Genomic DNA, 12,395 nt, shown 5'->3' with positions numbered 1-12,395 from the left:
GGCTCTAACTGCGGGACGCGTATTCTACACATCCGGGCTGCTGAATCAAGTGATTTTTTGCAGCTTTTTTTCGGTGATTTGAACTGCTCAAAGCGCTTTTCAAATCCCGGCAAGGTTGTTTCCGCCCCTGCTTGAAGTGGTGCGCATTATAGCGACCTCTCCGTGCTTGGCAAGCTCTTTTTGAAGAAATTTTCTTAAGAAAATCAATTACTTGGAGCTGACCCCTCACTGCTGTCTCAAGCAGCGAGGGCGCGAACTATACGGATTACTGTGCTTCTGTGCAAGACTTTTTTTCGGCTGTTGCACAGCCCTCTTTTTTTGGGGGAGTTATGAGGCCGCATCCGACCTCCCGACGATCACACTCCGTGTTAGTTCGCACTCCCGCATAACAATACTAAGGTCAGCGAGGAGAATCCCAAGCGGAATTATTTGAGACTAGCGCTGCTCCTTATCTTTCGCTTTCACGCTGTCACTTTCTACCGCCCCACTTGCCGGCTTGGGATGAAGAAGGCCCCATAACCACATAGACGGACCCGATAAGGTGTAGAGCACAGCCAGGGTCAGCAATACTCCAGCAGGGTCAATAGTCACCAGGCTGAAAATAAGAATTACAGCCAACATCATTACAAAAGGCACCCTGCCCTTGAAATCGAGCCCCTTAAAGCTCGTGTAGTGGAAATTGGAGACCATCAACAAACCGGCAGCTGCAGTCACAAGCGCCGCAATAATTGCCAGCGCAGGGCCGACCTCAACATCGTGACCAGACCAGACCATACTGGCTACGATAGCTGCGGCGGTGGGGCTGGCAAGGCCAATAAATACCCCTTTATCTACGGTATCCACCTGGGTATTAAAGCGGGCCAGACGCAGGGCGGCACAAGCCGCGTATAAAAAAGCAATTGCCCAGCCAAACTTCCCCAGGGTTTTCAACGCCCAGCTAAACGCAACCAGTGCCGGCGCCAAACCAAAAGACACCATGTCGGAAAGGGAGTCGTATTGCACACCAAAGGCGCTCTGGGTATCAGTTAGGCGCGCTACACGCCCATCCAGGCCGTCAAGTACCATAGCGACAAAAATGGCGATGGCCGCAGCTTCAAAATTACCATCCATTCCAGCGACAATTGCGTAAAAGCCACTAAAAAGTGCACCGGTGGTAATCAGGTTAGGTAGCAGATAAACGCCACGGGCACGAACTTTTTTACCGTTTGCCGCAACCTCTTCCTCAATATGCTCATCGACAGGTAGACGAATTTCTTCGCCCGCTGCATTCATTGAGTCCGCGGGTTTCTTTTCATCCCCTTGAAGGCTCATAGATTCTCCGTTAATGCATTTTGCAGCCAGCGAGTGTACGCCATTGCCAAGTGCGCGCACAGGGCAAAAAAAAACGGCGGGTATCCCCGCCGTTTTTTCTGTGATGTATCGATCAGTTATTGCCTTCAGTCCGATCGATAATCTTGTTTGCCTTAATCCAGGGCATCATTGCACGCAATTTGGCACCTACCTGTTCAATTTCATGTTCAGAACCAATTCGGCGCTCAGCTTTCAGTCGTGGCTGCCCAGCTAGAGATTCAAGCATAAAGTCTTTAGCAAACTTGCCGGTCTGAATATCTTTCAGCACACGCTTCATTTCAGCCTTGGTTTCGTCAGTTACGATGCGTGGACCAGTTACATAATCACCATACTCAGCGGTATTCGAAATAGAATAGCGCATGTCCGCTATTCCGCCCTGATACATCAGGTCAACGATCAACTTGAGTTCATGCAGGCATTCAAAATAGGCCATTTCAGGCGCATAACCCGCTTCAACCAGAGTTTCAAAACCTGCAGTTACCAAAGCAGAAACACCTCCACAGAGCACAGCCTGTTCACCAAACAGATCCGTTTCGGTCTCCTCGCGGAAGTTGGTTTCAATAATCCCTGAGCGGCCACCACCATTTGCAGACGCATAGGAAAGGGCGAGCTCTTTGGCTTTACCCGATGCATCCTGATATACAGCAATTAAGGTCGGAACGCCGCCGCCTTCAAGATAGGTAGAACGCACGGTGTGGCCCGGGCCCTTGGGGGCAACCATAATTACATCGACATCCGCCGGCGGTTCAATGAGTTCAAAATGCACATTAAAACCATGCGCAAAAGCGAGAGCGGCACCCGACTTAAGGTTTGGAGCCACTTGCTCTTTATAGATGTTGGCCTGGTACTCATCCGGTGCCAGAATCATAACCACGTCTGCATCTCTAACCGCATCTGCCACTTCAGCTACACGCAGCCCGGCACTTTCTGCCTTAGCCCAAGAACCGGAACCCGCACGCAGACCTACAACTACATTGGTCACGCCGGAATCCTGAAGATTATTGGCGTGAGCGTGGCCCTGGGAACCATAACCGATAATCGCTACATTTTTTTCGCGAATTAAAGAGAGATCACAATCTTTATCGTAATAAACATGCATTGCTAAATTCCTGTTTCCTGCCATCTATACACTTAAAACTTTTTCACCCCGGGCGATTCCGGATACTCCTGAGCGGACAACTTCCATAATCGTGTGCTCGCCAAGTGCCTGAAGAAATGCATCGAGCTTTTCACTGGTACCGGCCACCTGTACGGTGTACATATTGCTGGTGACGTCCACAATCTGGCCGCGGAAGATATCCACACTGCGCTTTACCTCATCGCGCTGGGCGCCATTCGCACGCACCTTCACCATCAGTAATTCACGCTCAATGTGAGACCCCTCCGTCAGGTCCACCAGTTTCACCACATCAATCAACTTGTTCAGGTTTTTGGTTATCTGCTCAATCTTGTGATCATCACCAATGGTCACCATGGTAAGGCGCGATAGGGTGGCATCTTCTGTCGGTGCCACCGTTAGGCTTTCAATGTTGTAGCCACGTTGGGAAAACAGCCCTACTACACGAGACAAGGCGCCCGGTTCATTTTCCATCAGTACCGAAATAATTCTTCGCATTGCCCTGCCCCCTAGGTCCGCTCGGTTTTGCTGAGCCACATGTCACGCATAGAGCCGTTTGGCATGACCTGCATCGGGTACACGTGCTCAGATGGGTCGACATAGACATCGATAAATACCGTGCGATTTTTTTCTGCAAAAGCTTCCTGCAGTTTTCCATGCAGTTCATCTCGGTGCTCAATCTTGACCCCGAGGTGACCGTAAGCTTCGGCAAGCTTTACAAAGTCCGGAAGAGATTCCTCGTAGACGCTGTTGGAGAGGCGTCCCTCGTACTGCATTTCCTGCCACTGCTTCACCATGCCGAGGGCCTGGTTGTTAAGGCAGAGGATTTTGACCGGTAAATGGTATTGAGTAGCGGTGGACAGCTCCTGGATACACATCTGGATACTGCCCTCCCCTGTTACGCACACTACCTCTTTATCCGGGTGGGCAATTTTCACCCCCAGAGCTGCGGGCAAACCAAAACCCATGGTGCCGAGACCACCGGAATTAATCCATCGGCGCGGCTTATCGAAGTGATAATACTGGGCAGCAAACATCTGGTGCTGGCCTACATCCGAGGTAACGTAAGCATCGCCCTCGGTAATATCGTATACCGCGCGAATTACGTCTTGCGGCATAATCAGTGCACCGTCGGTTTGGTAACGCGGCGCCGTGTAGAGACCGTGACGCTCACGCCAATCGTCGATCTGGCGCCACCAGTCCACTATTGCCGACTGGTCCGGTTGCTCATCGCCAGATTTAAGGGTGTCCAGCATCTCGGACAGCACCGATTGCACAGTGCCAACAATAGGAATATCGGCAACGATGGTCTTTGAAATGGAGGCCGGATCAACATCGATATGAATAATCTTGGCACCGGGACAGAATTTACTCGGGGTATTGGTGACGCGATCATCGAAGCGCGCTCCCACCGCCAGGATCACATCTGCATGGTGCATAGCGGTATTGGCTTCAAAAGTGCCGTGCATTCCCAGCATGCCCAGGAAGCGCTTATCACTACCTGGGTAAGCTCCCAGCCCCATCAATGTGTTGGTCACGGGAAAATTCAATCGACGGGCCAATTCAGTAAGCAGCTCCGAACCTCCGCCCTGAACTACGCCACCACCGGCATAGATCACCGGTCGACGCGCCGACAACAGCAGCGCCACCGCTTTGCGTATCTGCCCACCATGTCCTTTGCCTGCCGGGGTATAGGAGCGCATGCGCAACTTTTCAGGATACTGATAAGGGTATCGTTCTGCCGGGTTAGTCACATCCTTGGGCACATCAACCACGACGGGGCCAGGGCGACCTGTATTGGCAATATAAAAGGCCTTCTTGATAATTTCGGGAATGTTTTCAGCGTTCTTAACCAGGAAACTATGTTTCACAATCGGACGCGAACAGCCGACCATATCAGTTTCCTGAAACGCATCTTCGCCGATCTTGTCAGATGTAACCTGACCTGAAATCACCACCATGGGAATTGAATCCATATAGGCGGTCGCAATCCCGGTGATCGCATTGGTTGCACCCGGACCAGAAGTCACAAGTACCACACCCACCTTGCCTGTCGAGCGGGCGTAGCCATCCGCGGCATGAGTCGCACCCTGCTCGTGGCGCACCAGAATGTGCTTTATCGACTTCTGCCTGAAAATAGCATCATATATATGCAGTGCCGAGCCGCCTGGGTAGCCGAAAATCAGATCTACCCCTTCATCCTGCAGCGCGCGAACCAACATATCGCCGCCGGAAAGTAATTCCACTTGAGTCTCCTCAGTTTTCTTGCTTGGTAGGACAGACATCACCAAGAAGCCATGAATCCACCATATAACGAGAATGCTAAATGGCGATTATAAAAGAAAATGGTGACAAATATCAGCCTGTTGCGTGTTTGCATGCCGATTTTTAGGATGAAATCATCGCGCACAGCAAAACACCCAGCCGAAACCAGACACAACCGTGTCCAAGTTGCAGGCTAGCAGGCCTCCAGGGGTAGGGAGAGCCTCTCGACGGAAATGTGATGGAAGGGTAATCCACCTGAAAATCAGCGTCTGGACCGCGAGTCTGCGGTGACTACTACTCGCCGAGGAAACTTTCGATTGTGCCAACTGCTCCCTTGCTGTCAATAGGCGTGACTGAAAGTGTTAAGAGGGTTGCAGGAAAAACCCCTGACGCAGTTACAATGTGGCCAGTAAGGAAAGATAAGACCAAGAGGGGTACTCCAATGCGCATCGCTCTCGCAATGCTAATTTCCAGCCTGGCGCTAACAGCACAGGCCAGCGGCATCTACAAATGGGTGGACGAAAATGGGGTCGTGCATTTCGGCGAGCAGCCACCTAGCAGTACCGAAGTAGAGGTAATCAAGAAACCTAAATCAGAGCGTTACAAGCAGTGGGAAGCGGAGCAACAAGCGACCCGAGCTGCGAAAGAAGCAAAAACCACCAAACCTGCAATTGAAACTCAGCCTCAAGGCCAGCCCACTCCTCAACAACCTTCAGAAGTAGACGAGCAGGTTGCCCGTGCCCAAGCAGCCGCACGCGCGCAACGCTGTCAAAATTCGCAGGATAACTTAAAGGCGCTGACCAGCCATGCACGCGTTAGGGAAGTCGACGAGAACGGCAATCACCGCGTGCTCGGTGAGGATGAGAGGCAGCAACGTATTAACCAAGAACAAAAGAGCATTCGCGAGAACTGCTAATTCCCGCGAATAATTGCCGCTACAGCTCTTTATAGGGAGTATCGTTGAACTGCTCCAGGCTGTAGCGTTCGGTGTAGTATCCTGGCTCGAAAAGCCTTTCCGTTCGAGGCACTGTGACTCTGGAAATACTTAACTGCTTCACGAGGTAGGGGCCATCCTGATCGGCATCGCGGATCATGAGGCCATAAAAGTCGAAGGGTATCCAGTGGCGTCCTGGAGGAAGCTGCAGGGCGTTCTGGGTTGTGCCAATAGATGACTGCTCATCATTATAAAGGGAGGCGCGGAAATAAAAGCGGCCCTGCTCAAGGATTTCCACCTCAGCCTCGATAAGCAGATTGCCCTCGGAGGTCAATGAATCCCTTAGGTTCCCGGTATAGCTCCCGGTATCCTCCGACAGAGTAAAAGCGGCTGCATCACGCAGACCGTCAATATCCGTATCCACAATGATTTTGTAGATGCCAGCTGGCAGAGGCTGCCCCTGATAGGAGCCAGCCTCCATTTCCACCTCGTAAATTAAATCACCATTTGTATCGCTAAATGTCAGGGTTCCCACTACCTGCTGATCGTCCAGAACCATTAGCGCGGTCAGATCTGCGGGCACCTTAGCCCCGTCGCTGTCAGTCTGAAAGGCATAAGCTCTCAGCACTTCACCATAGGAATAGAATTTTCTTTCAGTCCACAGTGTTAATGCATCACCATTGTCACTATGAGTGGTGCGCTGATCTGGCGCATGGGTCTGGGTGATTGGATCCTGAGAGGGGTTCTTGATAGCGCGGTTCTCCGGTGGGTAACGGTGGAACTTTGCTAGATCAGATAGCAGGGACTGATGTAATTCAGTTTTTACTGGACGCGCCTGAATTTCTTGCCAAACTTTGATGGACTCATCATCAACCAGCTCTTCCTTTTCCACCTGAGACTCTTTTATCTCCACCTGTTTGGGAAGGGACGGAAAAACTGTTTTAGCTTCAGCAGCAACCGCGGTGGGCAGGTCCCCACTATTCCCCACTCGCCAGAAAAAAATGGCAGCGGCAATAAATAGGACACTGACAACTAAGGCTGTACGCCTCTTGTTACGTTGTTTACTGCTGACGGACATCTACTTGCTCCTGACAAATATTTATTGAGTACAAGCTGCGATACGACCGGCACTATTTTTACCCACACCACAATCCAGGCCATCGGGGATACCATCGTAGCCTGGAGACATGATACCGCCATTGCGCTGGGCGTCATGGTCAACATGAATGCTGGCGAGGTTATAGGAGCGCGCAGTACCTTTGTTGTCGTTATTGCATGAGAAAGTCGCACTACCATAGGCAATACCCATAAAGGTGTCGTATTGCTTCAGGTTGGACCAGAGATTACGTTTACCAGAGCCAGCGCAGTTCATCTGCGAAGCAAGGTTAATATAACCATCATCTTCACCATTCAGCAGGGCTGAGGAAGCACTCTCTACGCCTGGGAAAGTGGCGTAGCCACCAATCGTATAAACAGGTGCTCCCAGGTTAGTGCCCACGTAGTTACGCACTGTATAGATGTCATTGGTCTGCATATAGCGTACTGCAGAACACTCCCGGCCTAGGAAAAGATCATTGATAACATCGTCATACCAGGAGCCATTACAAATACGATCCACACCCTCAGTGCCGGTGATCGCACCTCCGGTGGTGAAAATCGCCGCTACACCACTAATCGCAGTGTCGAAATCAACTTCAATCGCATTACTATCACTGAGTCCGGCCACTCGTACTTCTTCAGTCACCTTTTTACAGCTGGTGCTGCCATACCAGGTGGTCGAGCATTTTTTAACCTCTTGCATCTCAGTGTTGGTATCGTACTGCTTATAAGCACGATTGTAGTAAGGAGAGCCCACCACAGCATTCCCGGCTATATACATCATTTGTGCAGCGCCCTGGCTATGGGAAACAATCCAGAAAGTATCATTGGCAGCACATTGGTTACCGTGCTCGAAGCGATCACCTTCCCCATTACGTATCTGAATAATTTGACGGGCAATTTCCCCGGAAGTCTGATCGTGCCAATAAGGCAATTCACCTTCATCGGTGGAGTTGTAGCCTACCACACCGTAATTACCGCCATTCGCTACCAGCTGGTCTATAAAACTGCTGTTTTTATACTCGTCAAAGTAGGTTTCACTCCAATAGTCCAGTGCTGGCTGCACTAAACTCCCATCAGCTTTGACGCTGGTTGTGTGCCCTTCAACTCCATGTCCGTGGACCAGGATATAGCAGTTCTCAGCTACCGCTGAAGAAGCGCCCATCATCGCAGCGAAAAAAACAGACAGGCCTGCGCCCAGTCGTTTAGACAGTGTCATTGTTATTAGCCTTTATAGTTTTATAAGTAGAAATTTATGACTGCAGGGTTTCGTGAATTTTTCTCTACTTTTCGCTGCAGACCCCTGCACGTTAGCCGCAGACGCTGGGCTGGTAATAGGATTAATGGCGCCAGAAGATGACCAAGCACGCCACCTGACGCGACCGACTCGTCATATTCCGCATTTTTATTTTCGTTGTTTAGGACGCCTTTGCTATGATCCTGCCAACGCCACCCGGACGGCAAAGAGTCATGAGAGACCAAAATAAAAATAAGTCCGGCCATGCCGGCGTGCCCAAAATATTTGCCCCCTACTTTGTAGTCGCTGCCGCCAGGCTCGGAATTCCAACCGAGACCCTGATCAAGCGCCTGCCATTTGCATTCAGTTGGAATCCTCGCGAAAGCGAGCGGCTCAGCTATAGCGAATTCAATGCCCTAGTGAATAACCTGGTAGCGCTTTCTCCAGTCTCCTCACCGGGACTCAGCTTTAGCCGATTTCCAATCATTCTGTGGCTTGAGGAAACCATCATTGAGGCACAGCCATCTCTACGGCGCCCGCGGGAAATTCTGCGTCCCGCCGAAATTGTGCTGTCACAAACCCTGGCCCCCCTACTGCGTTTTGAAACGCGAACAGAAACAGATTCAGAAATTCTTACCCTGAACTGGCGCCAAGAGTTATTCAGTGATTCTGTAAATGCATTTATCGCAGAAATGTTGATGACCCGCGCTGTGGAGTTATTACGCACCTTGAACCCCCAGTTCGCTGAAGTTCGCGGTGCAAAACTGCGCAGGACAAAACCAGAAGACGACACTATCTATACCCGTATTTTCCAATGCCCGGTCGAATTCGGCAGCAGGGAAAACTCCATTATCCTGGGACCACAAACCCTGGACTTTCCTATTCCCAGCTACCACAAGCTACTACGCAGCCAGAGCCGCAATATTTTGAAAACCGTATTACACAGTACTTTGTCGAGCTACAACCTAGCTGCGAGCCTGCGTTCCTGGCTGGAAAAACACCTGCTGAGCGAAGAGATCACGATCAAGCAAGCCGCCGCCCATTTCCGTACCAGCGGTCGTACCCTGCAGCGGAGATTGCGTGAACAGGGGGTAACTTTTCAACAGCTAAAAGATAGTGTCACTCTAGCTCTCACCAAGCGCCTGTTGTTATCCAGCAGCGAATCAGTAGAGAGCATTGCAGTTAAACTGCACTTTGCCGAACGTGCAGTATTTACCCGGTTTTTTAAAAAGCACGAAGGTGTTACTCCCAGCGAGTTCAGGCGCAGTAATACTTCAGGGGACACGCTTAATGCGTGAAACCATTTATCGAGCTACCCTTTAATAACTCCAACAGCCTCCGCCTTTGCTCGATAATCCCGCCCCAGATAAAGGTACATGGCTGGTACCACAAATAGGGTAAATAGAGTACCGATAGTCATTCCGGTCGCGACTACTAACCCCATTGCAAAGCGGGCTCCTCCACCTGGGCCTGAAGCAATTAATAGGGGAACCATAGCTAGAACCAATGATGCCGTAGTCATCAATACCGGCCGCAGTCGAATAGAGGTAGCCTCTTCAATAGCCGTACGCTTGTCCATCCCCCCCATCTGTAATTTATTGGCAAATTCCACAATTAATATACCGTGCTTGGAAATAACCCCGATCAAAGTGACCAAGCCCACCTGAGTATAAATATTCAATGTAGTAAGTCCCAGGCTGACAAAGATCATTGCCCCACAAACACTCATAGGCACAGTAACCAACATAATCAGTGGGTCACGCCAGGACTCAAATTGTGCTGCCAATACCAGATAAATAACAACGAGTGCAAAGAAAAAAGTCACTACTAAGTCCGAGCCCTCTGTCTTAAATTGACGGGACTGGCCCGAGTAATCCACAGAATACTCCTCTGGTAATATTTCCTGAGCAGCGTTATCCAAAACCGATAAAGCCTCCCCCAGGGTGACCCCCGGGCGTGGCACTCCGGAAATAGTCACAGCATTGAGCTGCTGAAAACGTTTTAGCTGCTGTGGCTCTACTGTTTCCTTAAGGCGGACCAGTGTACTAACCGGAACCAGGTCACCATTAACCGCCCGGATATAATACTGCCCCAGCTGTTCTGCAGTGAGACGATCAATCCGCTCCACCTGAGGAATTACTTTATAACTGCGATTATCCAAGGAAAAGCGATTGATATAGGCACCTGATAACATGGCCCCCAGATCGCGCCCAAGGTCCACCATTTCTACACCCATAGTGGCAGCCTTATCCCTGTCTATTTCAACCACAATCTTTGGTTTATCTATCTTCAGGTCTGAATCGAGAAAAATAAATTTTCTGCTTTCGAGAGCTTGCGTCATTATCTCGCTGGCAACAGACGCAAGGTTTTCCATTGGCTCAGTGGCACCAATCACGAATTCCACCGGTAATTGCCCCCCCGCAGTGGGCAAGCTCGGCGGCACTACAACAGCAACTTTCAAGCCCGCAATTTGCGCTACATCCTTACTAATCAGTTCCTGCATCTGCTCAGTATCTTTATCGCGCTTTTCCCATGAACCAAGTACAAACCCCGCAGTGGCATTATTGACTCCGCTACTAAAAGTGCCGGCCCCATTAAGCAGAAAAATATTCTCGACCTCACTGTAACTCTCGGCAATATCCACCAATTCCCCACTGAATTGCTCTACATAATCCAGAGTTGCATAGGCATCGGCAGTGGAAATAGTGAGCACAAGACCACGATCCTCTGTTGGCTCCAATTCTCGCGGTGAAGTAACGAATAGAAAGTAACAGCTTGCCAAAACAATTAAGCCAAATACCAAAATCACTCCGCGTTCTTCCAGAGAGTTATGCAAACGCTTTTCAAATCCTTTTTGTAAATGCCCAAATTGTCGCTCTAACCAAGCTTCCAAGCGAGTCCCACCTCCATCCCTGGGCTTTAATATTCTCGAAGCCATCATTGGTGATAGTGTGAGTGCCACAACTCCAGACAAAAGCACGGCACCGGCAAGGGAAAAAGCAAATTCAATAAATAGAGTGCCAGTCAGCCCTCCAAGAAAACCTATAGGGATATAAACAGCAATCAGCGTGGTGGTCATAGCAACTACTGGCCAGGCCAGTTCACGTGCGCCAACGATAGCCGCCTCCCTTGGCGATAATCCCTCCTCTATATGCCGGTGGACATTTTCTAGAACGATAATGGCATCATCCACCACTATTCCTATAGCCAGAACCATACTGAGAAGCGTCAATAAGTTGATGGAAAAACCCATCAACAACATGAGAAACATTGCTCCTACCAAGGATAGGGGCAGAGCCACAGCTGGAATCAAAACACTGCGTAAGGAACCAAGAAACAAATAGATCACCACGATAACAATGATGACAGCCTCAATGATGGTCTCCACCACTTCAGTAATCGAATCCTGAATATACTCCGTGCTGTCATAGGGAATTTCTCCTAGCATCCCCTCCGGCAGTTGCGGAAAAATCTCACCTTCAAGCTTCTTTCTAACTCGCTTAATAACATCAAGAGTGTTTGCATTGGGCGCAACCTCCACTGCAATAAAGGTGGCCGACTGCCCGTTAAAGGTCACCGAACTGTCATAGGATTCTGCACCTAATTCTATTTCTGCCACGTCCCCAAGGCGCACCAGCTGGTCACCGGATGCACGTACCACCAACTGACGAAAGTCTATTTGTTTGGCTATATCCGTATCCGCTCGAATTTCCATGGCAACCCGCGAACCCTTAGTCGCACCCACTGCAGAGAGAACATTGTTATCCCGCAAGGCATTGGCAATATCTGCCGGGGTTACCTCAAGTGCTGCCATTTCCCTGGGTTTTAGCCAGGCGCGCATGGCAAAGGTGCTATCACCGAGTAATCTAGCACGCTGCACCCCGGCAATAGTGGCCAGCTTTGGCTGCACTACCCGAGTCAAATAATCGGTGATCTGGTTATTGGCAAGAATATTTGAAGAAAATGACAGATACATTGCCGCCGTAGTTTCCCCCTGCTGCATCTCCACACTGGAGTCTTCCGACTCATCAGGGAGATCGCTACGCAGTTTGTTCACCTTGGCAACTATCTGGGTCAAAACCTCATTAGGGTCAAAATCAAAGCGCACATAGGCATTGATGGTAGAAAGCCCCTGCACACTGGTAGACACCATATAGTCAATGCCATCTGCAGTGGCAATTTCCTGCTCCAAGGGCGTGGTGATAAACCCCTGGACTAGGTCGGAATCAGCACCCACATATACGGTAGTCACTGTGATGACCGCATTTTCCAGTTTGGGGTATTGGCGCACATTCAACTCGGCAATTGAACGCAACCCCAACAGAAAAATAAATAGACTGACCACACAAGCCAGTACCGGTTTACGAATAAAAATCTCAGTAAAATTCACCGCT

Annotated in this window: 9 protein-coding genes; 2 read left to right on the top strand and 7 right to left on the bottom strand. The window is 50.1% G+C overall.

The features are described 5' to 3' along the window. Window positions 1-435 precede the first annotated feature (435 nt). From pssA to ABWV76_RS21010, 4 genes are all read right to left on the bottom strand, one after another. Window positions 436-1,311 carry a CDP-diacylglycerol--serine O-phosphatidyltransferase gene (pssA, locus tag ABWV76_RS21025; RefSeq protein ID WP_020411466.1) on the bottom strand — a complete coding sequence of 292 codons (876 nt, stop codon included), beginning with the start codon at window positions 1,309-1,311 and terminating at the stop codon, window positions 436-438. 112 nt (window positions 1,312-1,423) lie between these two features. After that, the gene (ilvC, locus tag ABWV76_RS21020) at window positions 1,424-2,449 is read right to left on the bottom strand and encodes a ketol-acid reductoisomerase (protein ID WP_282951706.1); all 1,026 of its coding nucleotides are present in this window, start codon (window positions 2,447-2,449) and stop codon (window positions 1,424-1,426) included. 24 nt (window positions 2,450-2,473) lie between these two features. Next, window positions 2,474-2,965, bottom strand: coding sequence for an acetolactate synthase small subunit (gene ilvN / locus ABWV76_RS21015; RefSeq protein WP_020411464.1), 492 nt, complete (start codon window positions 2,963-2,965; stop codon window positions 2,474-2,476). Between the two features lie 11 nt (window positions 2,966-2,976). Next, window positions 2,977-4,713 carry an acetolactate synthase 3 large subunit gene (locus ABWV76_RS21010; RefSeq protein WP_282951707.1) on the bottom strand — a complete coding sequence of 579 codons (1,737 nt, stop codon included), beginning with the start codon at window positions 4,711-4,713 and terminating at the stop codon, window positions 2,977-2,979. A gap of 338 nt (window positions 4,714-5,051) precedes the next feature. Here ABWV76_RS21010 and ABWV76_RS21005 point away from each other — a divergent pair, with 338 nt between their 5' ends. Next, window positions 5,052-5,648 carry a DUF4124 domain-containing protein gene (locus ABWV76_RS21005; RefSeq protein WP_282951708.1) on the top strand — a complete coding sequence of 199 codons (597 nt, stop codon included), beginning with the start codon at window positions 5,052-5,054 and terminating at the stop codon, window positions 5,646-5,648. A gap of 19 nt (window positions 5,649-5,667) precedes the next feature. Here ABWV76_RS21005 and ABWV76_RS21000 read toward each other — a convergent pair whose 3' ends face one another. Both ABWV76_RS21000 and ABWV76_RS20995 read right to left on the bottom strand, forming a co-directional pair. After that, a complete protein-coding gene (locus ABWV76_RS21000) occupies window positions 5,668-6,744 on the bottom strand; it encodes a hypothetical protein (RefSeq protein WP_282951709.1) in 1,077 nt (358 codons plus the stop codon). A gap of 21 nt (window positions 6,745-6,765) precedes the next feature. Further along, a complete protein-coding gene (locus tag ABWV76_RS20995; RefSeq protein WP_282951710.1) occupies window positions 6,766-7,983 on the bottom strand; it encodes a hypothetical protein in 1,218 nt (405 codons plus the stop codon). Between the two features lie 251 nt (window positions 7,984-8,234). Between ABWV76_RS20995 and ABWV76_RS20990 the strand changes: the two genes are divergently transcribed. Next, a complete protein-coding gene (locus tag ABWV76_RS20990; protein ID WP_353377142.1) occupies window positions 8,235-9,299 on the top strand; it encodes an AraC family transcriptional regulator in 1,065 nt (354 codons plus the stop codon). Between the two features lie 14 nt (window positions 9,300-9,313). Here ABWV76_RS20990 and ABWV76_RS20985 read toward each other — a convergent pair whose 3' ends face one another. After that, window positions 9,314-12,391 (bottom strand): efflux RND transporter permease subunit, encoded by a 3,078-nt coding sequence (locus ABWV76_RS20985; RefSeq protein ID WP_020411458.1) that lies wholly within the window; start codon window positions 12,389-12,391, stop codon window positions 9,314-9,316. Window positions 12,392-12,395 lie beyond the last annotated feature (4 nt).

The sequence above is a fragment of the Microbulbifer sp. NBRC 101763 genome (genome assembly GCF_040371615.1).
GTDB classification, from domain to species: Bacteria; Pseudomonadota; Gammaproteobacteria; order Pseudomonadales; family Cellvibrionaceae; genus Microbulbifer; species Microbulbifer variabilis.
The sequence above is the reverse complement of the archived record's forward strand: the minus strand, read 5'-3'. Positions and strand labels throughout refer to the sequence as shown.